We start from the raw sequence: 16930 nt of genomic DNA, 5'->3' as shown, positions 1-16930 counted from the left end.
CTTGCTGCTAATCAGCAAAGCTGATCTGTGCCGACAGCACCTTGGCCTGGGCGGAGTTTTTCCAACTTGCCAATCAGCGCCTCCTTGTTTTCAGCGACGGTGGTCATCTCGACCCAGGCCACTTGCTGACCGTTCTCGATCCGGTTGCCCTTCACCAACTGGTAGACACGTTCGGCACCATCGGCATAAGACTGGTAACCAGCGCTGATCTGGTTAATTAATGAGCGCTCGTCGTCGGATGTGATCAAGGGGGGTATAGGCTTGAATGGCTTTCTGAAAACCAGCTTCTTCTCCTGCAACTCCGAATACACTTGGTCGACCTGCTGGGCCGTGCGGGTCGAGAGTATTTTCATCGCGACGGTCCGGTTTTTTTCGATGGACAGGGCGATGTCATCGCCCAACGCAATCCCTGGAAGTGAATCGTTCTCGATCTCCAGCGATTGTTCGCGAATGCTGCGCAGTGGCACATGCCACCGTTACGAGAGGCCCACTGGGCAAAAGTGTTGTGGTAGCGTCCGTGCTGCTCGATCAACCCGGACTTGACTGGCCTCAGCCGTCCGTGAAAAACCCGGTATTCGTGTCGACTTGTTGGCCAGTCTGCATTGCTGGAGATTCAACGTCATGAAACGCTATTGCGCTGCATTCTTTGCCCTGTCCCTGCCCGCCTGCGCCTTCGCGGGCGATGCGCTTAACGATCTTCCCGCCATCACCAAAGCGCTTAACACCGGTGAGTCGGTATCGGTGGTGATCGACCTTGGGCAGTGCACCTCCTCGATCAAGGGGGCCGAACCTTCCAAAACCCAAGGCGGCAAACACATCGATGCTTACCGCAGCACGCCTGACGGTGCACTGGCTTTTTCGGACACGCACTTCACGCTTGATCGTGATAACAAGCCCATCGAGCAATTCATCCGGTATCGCGTTCGCCCCGACGGCAAGGCCGATTTCAGCATGACCACACTCACGGTTCCCGGCTATCAGACGGTAGGCCAAGCGGTGAGCTATGACTGTGCGGTGGGCAAGGGGTTGAGTTTCTTCGCGGCGAAGTGATTTGGCTGCATGAACCAGGCACGCGTGGCGGCACGGTATCTGTGAAGGTCGAAAGGCTGAAAGCTTCAGCGATATCAGCGGGGCTTATGAACCGTGCAGCCATTGTGCTGCACCCTGAAGACTGAGGACGCTTCATACGCGCGCTTGCGTGCGCGCATCACGCCGCCCATCGGGGTTGCCGACATCGTCCACATACGCGTCAGTCAACGCCGAAACGCTTTTTTAAGGCCAGGAGCCATGTCAGTGGTTTTGGCGGCCTTTAGATACGGCACTGATGGCACTCTGGGTTGTTGAGCGCGCCCGCCCCGAAGCCGTTCGCTGCACATCGAACAAATGCGGACCAACGGCACACCCGCAAAATCCGCTGAACCTTTCTCCGATCGGCCTCGTCCCAGCCTAATCATGCAACCTGCTGATTAGCCTGGAGCGACCGATGCTGATTTACCCCAAAACCCGTTTCAAACCCTATACCAACGCCAGCGGCGGCTGGGGTTCGGCGAAATCGGTGGTACAGATCCTGTGGCGCGAGCAGGCGCTGGCCAAGGCACCTGCAGCCTTGTTCAGGCTGAACAAGCCCGATGGTTTCGCTTGCGTGAGTTGCGCGTGGGCAAAACCCGGCCACCCTCGCGCGCTGGAATTCTGCGAAAACGGCGCCAAGGCCACCGCCTGGGAGCTGACCTCCAAAAAAACCGACCCGGCGTTTTTCGCCAAACACACGCTCAGTGAATTACGCGGCTGGGCGGATTACGACCTGGAGCAACAGGGCCGCCTGACTCACCCTTTGCGCTACGACGCTCAAAGTGACCGCTATAGGGAAACGTCATGGGAAGAGGCATACCGGGACATTGGCGCTCAGCTCAAAGGCCTGGAGCCCGACAGCGTGGTGTTTTACGCATCCGGGCGTGCTTCGCTGGAAACCTCCTTCATGTACCAACTGTTCGCCCGCGCCTACGGCACCAACAACCTGCCCGACAGCTCGAACATGTGCCACGAAAGCACCTCGGTCGGCTTGCAGGAAAGCATCGGCGTGCCCATCGGCACCGTGACGCTGGACGACTTCGAGCACACCGACTGTCTGTTTTTCTTTGGCCAGAACGTCGGCAGCAATAGCCCGCGCATGCTTCACCAGTTGCAAGAAGCCCGGCAGCGCGACGTGCCCATCATTACGTTCAATCCATTGCGTGAACGAGGACTGGAGCGCTTCGTCAATCCGCAATCGCCCACTGAAATGCTGATCCCCGGTTCAACCGTGATCAGCACGCAATATCATCAAGTGGCAACCGGGGGTGATACCGCAGCCATTACCGGGATCGCCAAGGCGTTGCTCGCGCTGGAAGACGAGGCGTCCGCAAAAGGTACGGCACCGGTCCTCGATCACGCGTTTATCGCCAGCCATACCCAAGGTTTTCAAGCCTTCACTGACTATGTGCGGCGCAGCACCTGGCCCGAACTTGAGCGCCAGAGCGGCCTTTCACGAGGTGCGCTGGAAGCAGCGGCCATCGTCTACGCACGCAGTCAACGCGTGATGTTCGTCTACGGAATGGGGATTACACAGCATCGGCATGGCGTGACCAACGTGCAGATGCTGGTGAACCTGATGCTGATGCGCGGCAATATCGGCAAACCGGGGGCAGGCATCTGTCCAGTGCGCGGTCACTCCAATGTGCAGGGCCAGCGAACCGTAGGTATTACCGAGGACCCGAAAAAAGTACCGACGCAGCTTATCGAGCAACACTTCGGCTTCAAGGTGCCCGAGCAGCCCGGCATGGCCACCGTCGATGCGTGCGAAGGCATACTCGACGGCCGCGTGCGCGGTTTTATTGGCCTGGGCGGCAACTTCCTGCGAGCGATTCCCGACACATCGCGCATGGAGCCTGCGTGGCGAGGGTTGGCGTTGAGCGTTCAGATCGCCACCAAGCTCAATCGCACGCACCTGGTGCCCGCACACAATGCCTGGCTGCTGCCGTGCCTGGGACGTATCGAAATTGATCGACAAGACGGCGTTGAACAAACCTACACCACCGAGGACAGTACCGGCTGCATTCACGGCTGGAAAGGCAGCGCCGAGCCGGTCGGCCCTCATGTACGAGCAGAAACCGCTATCGTCGCGGCCCTGGCCATGGCCACCCTGCCCGACGGCCATTCCATCGACTGGCAAGCCTGGAGCACTGACTATTCCCGAGTCAGGACCGCCATTGGCAAGGTCTATCCGGAAATCTTCCATGACATGGAAACGCGCATGAAAGAGCCGGGCGGATTCCACCGCCCCATTGCCGCTGCTCGGCGCGAATGGCTGACCGAGAGTGGCAAGGCGCAGTTCATCACGCCAGCCACGCTGTTAGAAGATGATGACGTCACACCTCCGGAACCTGCACGAGACGTGCTGCAACTGATGACGCTGCGCAGCAACGACCAGTTCAACACCACCGTCTACGGTTACGAGGACCGATTTCGCGGCGTCAGCGGTACGCGCGAAGTCATCTTCATGCACGACAACGACATCACCCGCCTGGGTTTCAAGACAGGCGAGCGCGTGTGGCTGACCACCGCAGTTGAGCCTGAAGTCAAACGTCAGGTCGGGCCTTTCGAAATCATCGCCTACGATATTCCCGAAGGCTGCGCCGGGGCCTACTACCCCGAGTGCAACGCGTTGATTCCCGTATGGCACCACGCCGAACGCAGCAAAGTGCCTGCGGCAAAATCAGTGCCTGTAAGGCTGACGGCAATGCGATAACTGACGAAATCGAGCCTGTCGATGAGGATTGGCCTCAAGCGTGCTGACCACCGAGAAAGCGCCAGCCTCATCTTATCTATCAGGCTCTGTACATAAAGTCAGCGAGCATCGGTCGTCATGGGCCCTTTCCATGGAGCCGTCCACCTTGCTGTGGTCGACACAGCGCGTTGCGCGCTCAAAATGTTAACTATTGTTAATTCAAAAACCACTTCACAAAATCAGATCACCAGAGGATTATCCTTCCTGCACGCATAACGCCCTGACAATAAAAATCAAACAGGATACCTCTCATGCAGCGCTCTACGTCCCGGCCCGCCACTGGGCTGCTGTTTCTCTCGCTTTGTATCTCTTGCGCCCTCAACGCAGCGCCCCTTCCGCCCGCGAAGGAAGGCGACTGGATCGCCCCCGAATTCACCTTTCACACCGGTGAAAAACTCGCCAATCTGAAACTGCACTACACCACCCTCGGTGACCCGAAGAACCCCGCCATTCTCTTTCTGCACGGTACTTACCGCCCCGGCAGCGACATTCTGAGCAAGGATTTCGGTGGTGAACTGTTTGGCGAAGGCCAGCCACTGAGCGCGAGCAAGTACTACATCATCTCGACCGATGGCATCGGCGTGGGTCAGTCGACCAAACCCTCGGACGGCCTGCGCGCCAGTTTCCCGAAGTACAACTACGCCGACATGGTTCAAGCACAGTACCGGCTCGTAACCGAAGGGCTTGGCATCAAGCACCTTCGGCTGATCATCGGCAACTCCATGGGCGGCATGCAGACCTGGATGTGGGGGCAAACCTGGCCGCAGATGATGGATGCGCTCGTGCCGATGGCCTCGCAACCCACTGAAATGTCCTCACGCAACTGGATGATGCGCCGGCTGCTGGTGGAGTCGATCAAGCAGGATCCGGCCTGGAACAATGGCAACTACACCGTCCAGCCGCCTTCGCTGCGCCTGGCCAACGCGATGTTCAGTATCGGGACCAGCGGCGGCAGCCTGGCTTATCAAGCAATGGCTCCGACCCGTGCATTGGCGGATAAATTCGTGGAGGATCGGCTGAACACACCACAAACATCAGACGCCAATGACTTCATCTACCAGTGGCAGTCTTCCGCCGACTACGACGCGGCGAAGGGATTGGACAAGATCCAGGCACCGGTGCTGGCCATCAACTCGGCGGACGACGAACGCAATCCACCTGAGACCGGGCTACTGGAGGCCTCGCTGCGTAAGGTCAAAAATGCCAGGCTGCTGTTGATCCCTGCCAGTGCCGAGACCCGCGGCCATGGCACAACCAGCATGGCGAAGTTTTACAGCAAGGAATTGGGGCAGTTCATGCAACAGACTGAAAAGCCTCCGCGCACAGGCAGTTAAACAGCCGACCGCGCAGGGGCCGAGCCCCTGCGTTTCTGGCACTGAGGTACGCCTAGTTCAGCTCGCTGTCCTTGATATCGGCAATCGGGCCAAGGAGCGACGGGTCGAATTCGTTGAGCTCACGACGCGCCGATAGCCGTTGCGCAAGGTCCGGGTTGGCCAAGGCAGCCTTGCCCACGGCGATGATATCCGCTCCACTCTCAATCACTTGCTCGGCCCTCCTCTCGTCGTGCAGACCACCATTGGCAATCAACGTAACGTCAGGCGCATAACGACGGGCCAGCGTGACCAGGCTGGCGTCATTGCTGGAAAACGCTGGCTGCCAGGCTTCGTATTCAGTGACGTGTATGAAATCGACGCCTGCGTCAGCCAGGCTACCGAACACAACCTCCGCGCCCTGCTCGCCCTCAGCCCACTTGTGCTGAAAGTCATTGACCTTGCCTTGCGAAATACGCACACCTACAGGTGCGCTGCCGACGACTTTTTTTACTTCGGCGACAACCTCAAGCGTCAGGGCAAGGCGCTGACGGATATCGCCTCCCCAACGGTCTGTACGCTGGTTGGTAGAATCCGTCAGGAACTGATCCAGCAGATAGCCGTTGGCACCGTGGATCTCGACGCCGTCAAAGCCTGCCATTGCGACGGCCCGCTTCGCCGCCTGGGCAAACCCCGCAATGGCGTCTGCAATATCCTCATCACTCATGGCCCGAGGAACACGGTATTGGCCCTCACCACGATAAAACGCCATCTGCTCACCTTTAGGACGGACGCTGGAAGGGCCTGCGCAGCCATCGACGAACCGATTACCCTGGCTAAGCGCGCCAGCATGCATGATCTGCGCGATGACAGCGGCGCCATGCCGATGAACTGCATCAACGACAGGCCGCCAGGCCAGCGCCTGCTGCTCGTCGGTGATACCCGGCTGAAACCGATAGCCCTGAGAAAACAGGCGATCGGTGTAGATGCCCTCAGTGATCACCAACCCGAAGCCGCCCTTGGCAAATCGCTCGTAATACCGTGCCATGGTATCGGTGGCGCTTCCGGTCTCGGTCGCGCTGACGCGCGTCATGGGGGCCAGCGCAAAGCGATTCTTCAACTGCAGATGATTCATATCGAACGGCGTTACAATACGCGGGCTTGTCGCATTCATTCTTCACCTCCTGGACGTTGGCGTTCTGCGTGAATTGATCAGATAACACACACGTTAAGCACTCACAGAGCCCAGTAGAAGACGAAATTCCGATAAGGCGCCTTAACGAAAACGGATAGAGTCATGCAGATCCCGGAAATAGAAGTCTTCATCGGTATTGCCGCCAGCGGTAGCTTGTCTGAAGCAGCGCGTCGGCTCGGATTGTCCGCCATGACGGTCTCGAGAAGGCTAGCGTCGCTGGAAAGCGATCTGGGCGTACGACTGGTGCATCGCACAACCCGCTCCGTGTCGCTCACGCCTGAGGGTGAAGTTTTTCTGCCTCACGCCAGAACGATGCTCGAGGCAAGCGAGACGGCGCGCGCGACGCTGAAAACCGATACGCGCAGCGCGGGCGGAACGCTGCGTGTAACAGCCCCAACGGTGTTTGGCCAGACGGTCATCATGCCTCTGCTACCCGCACTGCTTGCCGGCAACCCGACACTCAGTATCGACCTTACGCTGTCGGACAGCATCGTCGACATTGCCGGGCTTGGTATTGATGTCGCGATTCGCATCGCCACGCTGCGCGACTCGGCATTGGTGGCAAGAACGCTGGCTCCCAACCCAAGGGTGGTCTGCGCAAGTCCTGATTACCTGGCGCGATTCGGTACGCCCGAAACGCTCGATCAACTCAGGCATCATCAATGCATCGTGCTGCATGCAATGCCCTGCTGGTCGTTCTCGAAAGGCGGTGAACCATTGAGCGTTCGAGTCCATGGGTCATTTGCAGCCAACAGCGTCGAAGCGGTGCGTACGGCAAGCCAACAGGGCTTGGGACTGGCCATGCTGACGTACTGGGATATTCGCAGCGAGCTTGCGCAAGGCGTTCTCAGATTAGTGGAACTGAACGATGCCACCCCCGAGCAACTGTCCATTACCGCTGTGCTTCCAACACGCCAGCAAGTTCCTCATAGAGTCCGGGTCTTCATTGAGCATCTGGAGATTGAACTCAATAAGGAGCAGAGCCTTGGGCACACCTGACCGTCAACCAGCTCTAGCAGAATTACCCTTTTCAGTGCACATCATCCGTAGCGCATCGGCCTGAGGTGCTGTTGGTTAAACGAGCGAAAATCACTACCCTCTCCACGCATACCCCTATTGGAACCAAGGCTGACATGATCAGAGAGTTGAAAACCTTCATCTGTGTAGCGCAACGGGGCACCTTTGCAGCCGCCGGGCAACAGGTCGGCCTGACCCAATCTGCCGTCAGCGCCCAGATCAAAAGCCTCGAAGACACGTTGGGCGTCAAACTCTTTGATAGAACCGGCCGGTCCGCCACGCTCAATTCAGCCGGGCAGCGGGCTATACCGCTGGCTGAAGAAATCCTGCAGATCTTCGGTCGGATGGGCGCGGCTGACAGCGGCAACGACTTTCACGGGGCGCTGCGCATCGGGGCCATCGGCACGGTTCAGACCGGCATTCTGCCCAAGGCGCTGGTTGCCCTGAAGTCGCAGGCACCGTTCATTGAAACCAACCTGGTACCGGGAGTCTCACTGAACCTGCTCAGCCAGGTGGATGCAGGCGAACTGGATCTGGCCATCATGATCAAGCCGCCGTTCTCACTTCCCAAAGACCTGCACGCCGAGGTCATCGCCCGCGAAGCCTTCGTGTTGATCACGTCCTGGGACGTAAAGGGTGACGATCCGCTGACTATCCTCACCCAGCAACCCTTTGTGCGCTATGACCGAGGGTCGTTTGGCGGGCGGCTGGTGACCCAGTTTCTCAAGCAACACAAACTGCATGTTCAACAGGCGCTGGAACTCGATGAACTGGATGCCATTGTAAAAATGGTACGCAGCGGTCTGGGTGTTTCGCTGGTGCCAAAAGCCGGTTTGTGGCTTGAACACATGGCAGACGTCAGGGTGCTGGAGCTGGACAAGCTGACGTTCTTCAGAGAGATCGTGCTGATCTCGAAATATCGCCAGAAACATTCGCCGCTGTTCAACATTTTCAGAACCTGCGTGCTGGATGCCGTTTGAACCGACACGCCTGCACGCTAATGAACCACCCGGGTACAACACGAACAATTATGGTGCGAAACGACATAGAATCGACTTAATCATCGAAATTATTCGTGCTCAGAACACAGATTTTCCGCTTTTCTCGAAGGGCTTTCCGGATAAGAATTGATTCAGACCAAAACAAATCAATAGGAAATCACCGTGAGCCTCTCCCCCTTCCATCTCGCAATCCCCGTCTACGACCTGGCGGCCGCGCGTCACTTTTACGGTGACGTGTTCGGCCTCTCCGAAGGCCGCTCAAGTGAGCAATGGGTAGACTTCGATTTCTACGGCCATCAACTGGTCATCCATGAACATCCAAAAACTGCCTCGCAAGAATCCGTGCACTCCAATGCCGTCGATGGTCACGATGTTCCTGTTCCGCATTTCGGCATCATCCTGCACTGGCCCGAATGGGAAGCCCTGGCCGAACGGCTGAAGGCGCGTGACACCCAATTTGTCATTGAACCCTACGTGCGCTTCAAGGGCCAGGTCGGCGAGCAGGCGACGATGTTCCTGTTCGACCCGTGCGGTAACGCACTGGAGTTCAAAGCGTTCAAGGACATGAGCCAATTGTTCGCCAAGTGATGCCCCATTCAGGCGACCGTCGCCAGTAGAGCGACGGCGCACTTTTAAGCCGTGAGGCCTTCGTGATCGGCCGAATAAGAATCGCAGGCAAAAAAATGTAGTGGTCTGCCCTCCGAGTCTTTTTTCGGGTATGTAAAGGAAGTTGTCATCCTGGATTCGTGCCAGTAAGTCTTGCCTGGTTGGAAGGTCGAAGGATAGCGACTGCAGCCCCCAACGACATACAAAGGACGGCTTCAAAGCCGCCCTCTGTATTAAATCTTCACGCGATTCAAGCCCTACTACTCTCCCAGTGCATCGCGCCCGTACCGCCGCCGTATGAGGGGCACGATTATTCAGATAGGCTCGGCCAGCATCGCCGTGGACTCCCGCATGATATGGGCATGCTCTTCCTTGCCCACACCACTTTTTTCTATTTCGCACAGGCGCGCAGAGTTCACGACCACCAGCTCGCAACGCTCCCAACGCCGCATTTCAAATCGGCTCAGGGCAATCTGCAAGTCGTTGTGAGCGACCAGTTCTTCAGCCAGTACGATGGCGCTTTCAATGCCGATGCCAGCCCCGGAAGCCAAGTGTGGCGTGGTGGCATGCACCGTGTCCCCAATCATGACAACGCGGCCTTTATGCCAGGGCAATGGCACCAACAGATTGGCCAGCGGACGATAGTCGATGCAGGCGCCCGACTCGTACAGTTGCGGTACAAGCGTTTGCAGAATCGGCGCGGGGAACTCACCCAGAAGGCGCGCCATTTCTCCCGCCCAGGTGGACGGGTCAATCCACTCGGAAAACGCGCGGTTTTCCATGAGGAACATATACATATGCGTCTCGGAAATCGGGTTGACACCGACCTTGGTCCGTCCTATCCAATGACTGGGCCGCACGATTTCCTGTGGTCGCTTAAGCACCGCACGCCAGACGCTCTGGTGAATAGCCGTGGGCGATGGGGCCTCGGGAAACAGATCCTTTCGTGTCCGCGAATGCACGCCATCGGCAGCAATGATCAGGTCGTAGCGCCCAGAGGTTCCGTCGGAGAAAGATACGTCAACACCCTCTTCGTGCTCGACAATGCTGTCGTACGTAATACCAAGGCGCACAAGGGTGCCCACTTCCCGCGTCTTATCGGCAAAAATCCGAGCCAGCACCGGGCGCAGGATACCGCCGCCACAGGGAATTGGTTTATCGCTGACCGGCGGTTTAAGCGCCAACTGCACGATCAACTCGCCGGCCGGTGAAAACACGTCGAAATTGGTCGACAGATAGCCTTCGCTTGCCACTCTATCAAGGATTCCAACGGCATCCAGCGCTCTCAACGTCGGCCCACTGAGCGTAATGCCAGCACCGAGAGGGCACCACAAGGGGTCTATTTCAACCAGCTCAACTTCGACACCCTGGCGAGCCAGTTGGATCGCCGCGGTCATACCGGAAAACCCACCTCCGATCACCAGGACCTTATTGACTGCTGCAATCATCACGCTCTCCTAATTATTCTTATTTCAATCGGGCTGACATTGCATTGCGCACCGACTAGCTCTGCGGCGCCATGGTCTCAAGGCCGCAGACTCATAAGATTCCGACTGAAAATATCGGATCAACGACGAGACTATCGAATTGGATATGCGTGCTGAAATCGCTTTCCACGCTCTCAGGTATCGCCGCAGATGATGGCTGACGGCAGGTCATGCTGCTCGAGTGGTCGGGGCGTCTGACGTTGCGTCAGAACCCGATTCAACCCAAGAAGTGCGGCTCATATGAACCACACCTGGCGAGCATCACCCCGCCAGCCGCCGCATCAAGGTCAGCGGTTTCTGGCTCGCCGGTTTCACGACCATCGTGCAGCCCGTCGCACGCGCCGGGGCGGCCTTGCGAGTGATCATGGCGGCCGGGAAGTTCCACGGCGCTATTGCCGCGCAGACGCCAATAGGTTCGCGCAACGCGACGATTCGCTGGGTATCCTTCACCCCGGCAATCAGATCACCGCGTACCCGCGTCGCCTCTTCCGAAAACCATCGTACGAGGGAGGTGGCGTAATCGACTTCGCCCCTGGCCTCTTCCAATGGCTTGCCCTCCTCCAGCGTAATCAGCGTGGCAATCCCCTCCCGATGTTCAACCATCAACTCGTACCAGCGGCGCATTACCTCGCCACGGCGTTTGGCCGTGAGGCGACGCCATGGGCCAAAGGCCTCATACGCCGCGTCGATGGCGTGTCAGACTTCAGTTTCACGGCAGCGCGGCAGTTCGGCCAGCACCGTTTAGCCCACCGGATTACGCAGCGTGTAGTGATCGTGCTGCGTCTCGGTCAGCCACTCACCGGCGATATAGGCACCGTCACGCCACAGCGTGGGATCTTTAAGTCAATGCTTCACTTTGCAATCCTCGTAATCATGAAGGGTGACGGCCGATCATGAAGGCGCTATCAGGATCCAAAGTCACCGGCAGGCCCGCCGCAACCAGCCCTTGGCGCAAAGATTTCATGAGACGATCCGGCACGCGCATCGCCGGGGCACGAAGTGGGCCGCCATTGAAGCCGGCGAGCCAATCCTGGTATTTCCACATCGTGCGATTGAGCACGCCAGTACCGCCGGCATAGCTTTGCGCTGCGGCACCGTTGGCGCTGCGTGCCGGATTGACCTTCCAGTACAGTTCCATCGCCTCTTCAAAGCGGCCCGTACGCGCCAGTTCGAACGCTTTCGGGTAGTAGTCGCTCATCCAGGCGGTATTGCTGGTGCCGGAAAACTGCAGCTTCATCAGGCTCATCAAAGGGATTGCGTCAGCTTCGATCGGGCAACTGATCACTACCTGATCGCGGAAGTGGTAGTACATCTCGCAAATACCCGCCGGGAGCGGAAACCCTTGTTCAGATTTGATGGCCGCGATATTCGGGCAGTCGGCCAACAGGCGACGGACCAACTCCAACGACATCCCCGCCGGATGCACGCGCTCAAAGCCCCAGAGCGGAATCGGGAACAGCATGACGGCAAGGTCCGTGGCGTCACAGAATGCCTTGGTGTAGTCGTAGATTTCCTGTTCGCTGGTCGGCCAGAACTGTGGCGGGTAGGAAAGCAGGACGATATCGGCACCCGCATTCTCGGCTAGCTTCACCGCCTCGATATTCTCGGCTAGCGTGCCAAAGGCCGCATGAAAAAACAGGATCAGGTCTTTTCCTGATTCGCGGGCCCAAGCCGTGAATTGAGCGTTCTCCTGGGCAGAGATCGCCAGCTCGCTGCAGAGCAACGTGCTGCTGTATCCCAGTCCAACCGTATGCTCGATGTCGTGGCGGATGCCACGCTCATTGAGGCGCTTGAGGTCAGCACTGAAGCTGGGGATGGTGACGGCAGAGCAGCCCAAAAGGTTTTCACGGGCCCAGGCGCGGGCATCAGCTTTTTTGTAAGTGGCCATGATGATTTTCCTTCGAACTGTGGAGGGGGTTATTTCGAGATAGGGACAATGCTGGCAGGCAGCTCAATGCCGAGGCCTTGTTGCCTGGCGCGCTCGTATAGCGCTTGCGCGATGACGACGTCCTGCAGCGCCGAGCCCACCGACTTGTAGAGGACGATGTCGCTTTCGTGTTGGCGCGGACTGACACGACCCGCTATCAAGTCCGCCAGTGCTACCAATTTATCGGCGACATACACGCCGGCACTGATCGCGGCAATGGCGTCACCCGTATCGTGGAGTAGCTCTTGCGGCATGTCCGCGACGATGCAGACCGCTCGCTCCATCGTGGCCGGGTCAACTTCCCTTTGCTCAGGCAAGGTGGACCCCAATGACACGACAGTAACGCCTGCAGGGAGCCACGCCCCTTGCAGAACGGGAGATTCGTCACGACTGCGGGCGGCGCAAATCACCACGTCGCAGTCCTGCACGGCCTCCTGGGCGGTGTTCACCGCTTGGATATCCAGCGCCGACCTGAAACTTTCGGCAAACCGCTCACGGCTCGCAGGCGTTGGACTGAACACCCTGACCTGGGCGATATCGCGCACGGACTTGAGGCAGTCAAGCGCGCCACGCGCCTCAAATCCGGCACCAATCACGCCCACCCGCAGCGCTCGTTGGGGGGCCAGCAAATCGACCGCCAGCGCAGCGGTTGCAGCAGTGCGCAACCCCGTCACCCGATTGCCATCAATCAGGGCACTGAGCGCCATGGTTTGCTGATCGAACAATGCGATCAGGTAGCTGGCGCAGCGCGCCCGCATGGAGGCCGCGATTAGCTTGCAGCCCATATGGCCACCAGAGGGGGAAACAGCGGTCAGACTGCGCAGCCAGATGCCATCGCCCCGGGCCATGGAGCGAGGCGGCACCATGGCATCCGATGCAGGGAGTGCATACGCCACGGCGAGCGCGGCAACGGCGGTGCTCCAGTCGGCGAGCGAGGCCACATCGGCGTCGCTGAGAAAAAGCGTCGGGGCAATGACCTGGGGGTCTTGGGCGTGATGCATAGCGCTAACCTCGTAATCGGGAATCAATCGTTGGTTGACTGACACCCTACGAGGCGCACCCCACACCGAATACTGCTGGGGATCGAAAGCAGCTATCGCTCAAATCGATGGCATCGCCAGATTGCAAATCAGCCGTCGCACTTCACGAGAGGCACGGGTCAAGGGGCGACGGGGCGACTCGACCAGCACAACAAAGCGCTCCAGCACAGGCTCGATAATACGCGATGAAATCAGTCGTTGATCCAGCGAGCCCGGCAGCACAGAGGCAATCGCATAGCCTCCGCCTGCCGCGACGACTTCGTACTGGAGCTGGACCGAGTCGGCTTCCACGGCAACGCACAACTCCACGCCTTGCTCGGTGGCCAAATGATCGAGCCTGGCCCTCAGCAAATGTGGTCGCCCTGGTACGACCAATGGCAACCCCGATAGTTTTTCCAACGCAATATCTCGATTGCCGAACAGAGGATCGGCGGCGGGCCCTGCCAGGTGCAGCGGTAGCCTGGCCACGAGATGCGCTTGCCCGATGCTCGCCTCGCTCTCGCGCAGTACCAGCGCCATGTCCAGACGACCATCGTGCAACTGTTCTTCGAGTTGAGCGCTCGCGCCTTCGATCAGATGCAACCTCACGCCTGGCATCTGCGCGCGCACCGCAGAAAAAAGCGTCCCCGCAAACCGGCGCACCGCAGACGGCAACATGCCCACGACCACCTCCCCCACCGGCTTTCCACGCAGGTTGCGAATGTCGTCGGCAAGGCCTTCAGCGTTCGCAAGAAGAGCCGATATGCACGGCAGCAACTGTTCGCCAAACTCGGTCAGGACCACCCCGCGCCCGGTGCGATGAAACAGGCGTTCGCCACATTGCGATTCAAGCAACGCAATGTTGCGACTCACCATGGACTGCGGCATGTCCAGCAATATGGCCGCTTTGCTGAGACTTCCAGCCGCCACGACACGCACGAACAAGGTCCAGCGAGGATCGATGATCGTTAGCGCTGTTGCAGGATAGTGCCAGGCAATCTCAGGTTCAGGGGCACGCCAAGGCTCCTTCATGGCATCAGCTCCTGGCGGGCCTGATGCAGATACTCACGACTGTCGTGAAGATGCAAGCGCATGGCCGCACGCGCCCATTCAACGTCCTGATTGAAGATCGCCTGGTAAATCTGTTCGTGCTCACTTTGCATGCGCTGTTCATAGTGCAACGGCTCATCGTGAAACAGGCGCGCGCAATCCAGTCGGCTGCGCGGAATAATGACGACCCCCAGATTGAGCAGCGTGTTGGCGATGTAGTGATTACCTGTAGCCTGGGCAATGTTCAAATGGAACTGAAAATCCAGCGCGGCCCGTTCATTCACGCTGACCGCAGGCTGACCAAGGCGATCGAGAAGCTCGCGCAACTCATCCAGATGGTCCGCTGTTCGTCGCTGAGCGGCAAGCCCGGCTGCTTCAACTTCAAGACCGAAGCGAAACTCCATGATCGCCAGCGAATCAACGAGGGTGCCGAGCGTCGTGAGGTCGATGAAAGCCTCCACCGAGAGCGCACTGCCCCGAACAAACGTCCCGATGCCGTGGCGTGTCTCAACCATTCCAGCCGCCTGCAGGCGCGAGAGGGCCTCGCGCACGACGGTTCTGCTGACCCCATGCTCAAGCATGAGAGCCGTCTCGGTGGGCAACTGTTCACCGCCACGCAGTCGCCCCTCAAGAATATGCTCTGACAGCAGCGCCTCAAGCTCCTGAGAGAGGCTGACGCGCTTTTTACTGCCGTCCGCAGGCAGGCTCATTCCTCGAAAATCGCCACAGCACGGACAAAACCAGCCGAGGCGTGCTTGATTTTGTAGGGAAAACAGGACACCTGAAAACCATTGGCCGGCAAGCATTCCAGATTGGCTAGCTTCTCCATCTGACCGTAGCCAATGTCGCGCCCTGCCTTGTGGCCTTCCCAAATGATCGAGGCGTCGCCAGTGGCCGAGAAGCGTTCGCGGGTGTACTTGAAGGGCGCATCCCAGCTCCAGGCATCGGTACCGACCACGCGCACGCCCTTTTCCAGCAAGTAAAGCGTCGCCTCACGCCCCATACCGACACCGGCCTCCAGGTAACCTGGCTTGCCGAATAAAGCCCCCGCCCGGGTATTGACCAACACGATGTCCAGGGGCTGCACGTCATGCCCGATACGGGCCAGTTCCGCTTCCACTTCAACGGCCGTGACCACGTGGCCATCGGGCAAATGTCGGAAATCGAGCTTCACGCCGGGTTGCAGGCACCAGTCCAGCGGCAGCTCATCAATCCCGTAGGCCGGTTTGCCGCCATCTGTGGTAGACGCGTAATGCCAGGGGGCATCCATATGCGTGCCGCTGTGAGTGGTGATGTACAGCCGCTCGGCCGCCCAGGACTCATCGCCGGGCAAGTCAGCTTTTTCCAGGCCGGGAAACATCGCGGCCATCTCCGGCCAGCCCTGCTGGTGATCGCTGTACTCGATTCTGGGCAACAAGGGAGGCGGATCGGTGTAGGGATTGTTTTCCAGGCAGACGGACAAATCCACCAGGCGTCTGTTAGTCGTTTTCATGGGCAGATACTCCATTAACAAAATCAGTCCGGCGCGCTCGCCGCACACGCGATGAAGGGTTCAACGCGTTGCGCACCAGCGCGCTCGCGTTACCGTCATGACGCAGGCCGATGGCGCGGGCTTTTGGGGTTTTCATGGGGGGCAAGCAGGCGAACGCCGCTTCCAGTTGTGCATCCGGCGCGAAGGTAATCAGCTCACGCGCCTGTTCACCGTATTGCGCTGCGAGGGCATCGATGACCTGGCTGATGGACAAGCGCAGCACCGGCAGTTGCCAGACGCGTTGGCCGCCAAGCGCAGCCTCCTCCAGCTCGGCCATGTGCACGAGATTGTCCACACAGCAATGCGCCGACATCCACCAGGCCTGCGCCTGGGGTGAAACCGGGCAACAATAGGCATCGCCCGCCGCAAACGCATGTAGCAGGTCACTCATGAATGCCGAACGTAAGCCATTGGGCGCACGAGGACGGGCGACAATACCGGGCAGGCGTACGACCCGACCATCCACTTCGCCACGCCGCGCGAGGTCATTGAGGGCAATTTCAACCATCAGTTTGTGTGCGCCATAGGACAGTTGCGGTGCCGCAGCGGCGGTCTCATCCATCCGTCCCTCCCCGCTGGCACCGTAGACCGCCACACTGCTGGCATACACCAGCATCGGTGTTCCAGGCTGCTGTCGCAATTGGTTGAGCAATTCGAGACTGGCCAGCAGATTGACGTCGTAGCCCAGTGAATAATTAGCCTCGGCGGCACCGCCAGGAATGCTGACCAGATGAAAGACAACATCAATCCCATCGGCCAGGTTGCGCCGCAGCAGCGCAGCGTCACCAATATTGCCGCTGCTGTAGCGCAGCCTGGGGTCCTCGGGAAAGTCGCTCAAGACTTTATCCAGCAGGATGATCGAACTGATCGGCTTTCCGCGTAACGAACCTGTCTCCAGCAGGCGCAAGATCAGAGTGCGACCGATGAAGCCGTTAGCCCCTGTCACCAATACTCGCATGATGTC

The 16930-nt window shown here is 58.8% G+C and carries 16 protein-coding genes; 6 read left to right on the top strand and 10 right to left on the bottom strand.

Annotation, left to right across the window (positions count from 1 at the left end):
• Positions 1 to 11 precede the first annotated feature (11 nt).
• Positions 12 to 467, bottom strand: a complete 456-nt coding sequence (locus H8S56_RS01055) for an MCP four helix bundle domain-containing protein (protein WP_187517599.1) — start codon at positions 465 to 467, stop codon at positions 12 to 14.
• A 154-nt stretch (positions 468 to 621) separates the two neighbouring features.
• Here H8S56_RS01055 and H8S56_RS01050 point away from each other — a divergent pair, with 154 nt between their 5' ends.
• The 3 genes from H8S56_RS01050 (at position 622) to H8S56_RS01040 (ending at position 5157) form a co-directional block, all read left to right on the top strand.
• Positions 622 to 1050, top strand: a complete 429-nt coding sequence (locus H8S56_RS01050) for a VirK family protein (RefSeq protein WP_187517598.1) — start codon at positions 622 to 624, stop codon at positions 1048 to 1050.
• Positions 1051 to 1483: 433 nt separating this feature from the next.
• Positions 1484 to 3784 (top strand): FdhF/YdeP family oxidoreductase, encoded by a 2301-nt coding sequence (locus H8S56_RS01045; protein WP_187517597.1) that lies wholly within the window; start codon positions 1484 to 1486, stop codon positions 3782 to 3784.
• Positions 3785 to 4074: 290 nt separating this feature from the next.
• Positions 4075 to 5157 (top strand): alpha/beta fold hydrolase, encoded by a 1083-nt coding sequence (locus H8S56_RS01040; RefSeq protein WP_187517596.1) that lies wholly within the window; start codon positions 4075 to 4077, stop codon positions 5155 to 5157.
• A 52-nt stretch (positions 5158 to 5209) separates the two neighbouring features.
• Here H8S56_RS01040 and H8S56_RS01035 read toward each other — a convergent pair whose 3' ends face one another.
• Positions 5210 to 6307 carry an NADH:flavin oxidoreductase gene (locus H8S56_RS01035; protein ID WP_187517595.1) on the bottom strand — a complete coding sequence of 366 codons (1098 nt, stop codon included), beginning with the start codon at positions 6305 to 6307 and terminating at the stop codon, positions 5210 to 5212.
• Positions 6308 to 6430: 123 nt separating this feature from the next.
• Between H8S56_RS01035 and H8S56_RS01030 the strand changes: the two genes are divergently transcribed.
• The 3 genes from H8S56_RS01030 to H8S56_RS01020 all read left to right on the top strand — a co-directional run bounded on the left by H8S56_RS01030 (position 6431) and on the right by H8S56_RS01020 (position 8934).
• Positions 6431 to 7327, top strand: coding sequence for a LysR family transcriptional regulator (locus H8S56_RS01030; protein ID WP_187517594.1), 897 nt, complete (start codon positions 6431 to 6433; stop codon positions 7325 to 7327).
• Between the two features lie 134 nt (positions 7328 to 7461).
• Positions 7462 to 8325 carry a LysR family transcriptional regulator gene (locus tag H8S56_RS01025; RefSeq protein ID WP_024685025.1) on the top strand — a complete coding sequence of 288 codons (864 nt, stop codon included), beginning with the start codon at positions 7462 to 7464 and terminating at the stop codon, positions 8323 to 8325.
• 183 nt (positions 8326 to 8508) lie between these two features.
• Entirely contained in the window at positions 8509 to 8934 is a 426-nt protein-coding gene (locus tag H8S56_RS01020) for a VOC family protein (RefSeq protein ID WP_024685024.1), read from the top strand.
• A gap of 332 nt (positions 8935 to 9266) precedes the next feature.
• On the opposite strand, the gene H8S56_RS01015 is transcribed toward H8S56_RS01020, so the two are convergent.
• The 8 genes from H8S56_RS01015 to H8S56_RS00980 all read right to left on the bottom strand — a co-directional run bounded on the left by H8S56_RS01015 (position 9267) and on the right by H8S56_RS00980 (position 16924).
• Positions 9267 to 10400: an FAD-dependent oxidoreductase gene (locus tag H8S56_RS01015; protein WP_187517593.1), complete on the bottom strand. Its 1134-nt coding sequence runs from the start codon at positions 10398 to 10400 to the stop codon at positions 9267 to 9269.
• A gap of 300 nt (positions 10401 to 10700) precedes the next feature.
• Positions 10701 to 11129, bottom strand: coding sequence for an aldehyde dehydrogenase family protein (locus tag H8S56_RS24455; protein ID WP_328803358.1), 429 nt, complete (start codon positions 11127 to 11129; stop codon positions 10701 to 10703).
• Positions 11130 to 11310: 181 nt separating this feature from the next.
• Complete coding sequence (locus H8S56_RS01005; protein WP_187517592.1) at positions 11311 to 12327, bottom strand: dihydrodipicolinate synthase family protein; 1017 nt, start codon at positions 12325 to 12327, stop codon at positions 11311 to 11313.
• 29 nt (positions 12328 to 12356) lie between these two features.
• Positions 12357 to 13367, bottom strand: coding sequence for an ornithine cyclodeaminase family protein (locus H8S56_RS01000; RefSeq protein WP_187517591.1), 1011 nt, complete (start codon positions 13365 to 13367; stop codon positions 12357 to 12359).
• Between the two features lie 99 nt (positions 13368 to 13466).
• Entirely contained in the window at positions 13467 to 14417 is a 951-nt protein-coding gene (locus tag H8S56_RS00995; RefSeq protein ID WP_187517590.1) for a LysR family transcriptional regulator, read from the bottom strand.
• Entirely contained in the window at positions 14414 to 15145 is a 732-nt protein-coding gene (locus H8S56_RS00990) for a FadR/GntR family transcriptional regulator (RefSeq protein ID WP_187517986.1), read from the bottom strand. The genes H8S56_RS00995 and H8S56_RS00990 overlap by 4 nt, the downstream gene beginning before the upstream one ends.
• Positions 15142 to 15927: a cyclase family protein gene (locus H8S56_RS00985; protein ID WP_187517589.1), complete on the bottom strand. Its 786-nt coding sequence runs from the start codon at positions 15925 to 15927 to the stop codon at positions 15142 to 15144. Before H8S56_RS00985 ends, H8S56_RS00990 begins: the two co-directional genes overlap by 4 nt.
• On the bottom strand, positions 15914 to 16924 hold the full coding sequence (locus tag H8S56_RS00980) for an NAD-dependent epimerase/dehydratase family protein (protein WP_187517588.1): 1011 nt from the start codon (positions 16922 to 16924) through the stop codon (positions 15914 to 15916). Before H8S56_RS00980 ends, H8S56_RS00985 begins: the two co-directional genes overlap by 14 nt.
• Positions 16925 to 16930: the final 6 nt, after the last annotated feature.

Source organism: Pseudomonas triticifolii (assembly GCF_014358015.1).
GTDB classification, from domain to species: Bacteria; Pseudomonadota; Gammaproteobacteria; order Pseudomonadales; family Pseudomonadaceae; genus Aquipseudomonas; species Aquipseudomonas triticifolii.
This window is presented reverse-complemented; position numbering and strand designations above follow the sequence as displayed.

Coding starts and splice junctions, on each gene's coding strand:
- H8S56_RS01015 (WP_187517593.1), bottom strand. CDS start 10,400: ATGATTGCAGCAGTCAATAAGGTCCTGGTGATCGGAGGTGGGTTTTCC.
- H8S56_RS01040 (WP_187517596.1), top strand. CDS start 4,075: ATGCAGCGCTCTACGTCCCGGCCCGCCACTGGGCTGCTGTTTCTCTCG.
- H8S56_RS00980 (WP_187517588.1), bottom strand. CDS start 16,924: ATGCGAGTATTGGTGACAGGGGCTAACGGCTTCATCGGTCGCACTCTG.
- H8S56_RS00990 (WP_187517986.1), bottom strand. CDS start 15,145: ATGAGCCTGCCTGCGGACGGCAGTAAAAAGCGCGTCAGCCTCTCTCAG.
- H8S56_RS00995 (WP_187517590.1), bottom strand. CDS start 14,417: ATGAAGGAGCCTTGGCGTGCCCCTGAACCTGAGATTGCCTGGCACTAT.
- H8S56_RS01035 (WP_187517595.1), bottom strand. CDS start 6,307: ATGAATGCGACAAGCCCGCGTATTGTAACGCCGTTCGATATGAATCAT.
- H8S56_RS01000 (WP_187517591.1), bottom strand. CDS start 13,367: ATGCATCACGCCCAAGACCCCCAGGTCATTGCCCCGACGCTTTTTCTC.
- H8S56_RS01050 (WP_187517598.1), top strand. CDS start 622: ATGAAACGCTATTGCGCTGCATTCTTTGCCCTGTCCCTGCCCGCCTGC.
- H8S56_RS01030 (WP_187517594.1), top strand. CDS start 6,431: ATGCAGATCCCGGAAATAGAAGTCTTCATCGGTATTGCCGCCAGCGGT.
- H8S56_RS01005 (WP_187517592.1), bottom strand. CDS start 12,327: ATGGCCACTTACAAAAAAGCTGATGCCCGCGCCTGGGCCCGTGAAAAC.
- H8S56_RS00985 (WP_187517589.1), bottom strand. CDS start 15,927: ATGAAAACGACTAACAGACGCCTGGTGGATTTGTCCGTCTGCCTGGAA.
- H8S56_RS01045 (WP_187517597.1), top strand. CDS start 1,484: ATGCTGATTTACCCCAAAACCCGTTTCAAACCCTATACCAACGCCAGC.
- H8S56_RS01025 (WP_024685025.1), top strand. CDS start 7,462: ATGATCAGAGAGTTGAAAACCTTCATCTGTGTAGCGCAACGGGGCACC.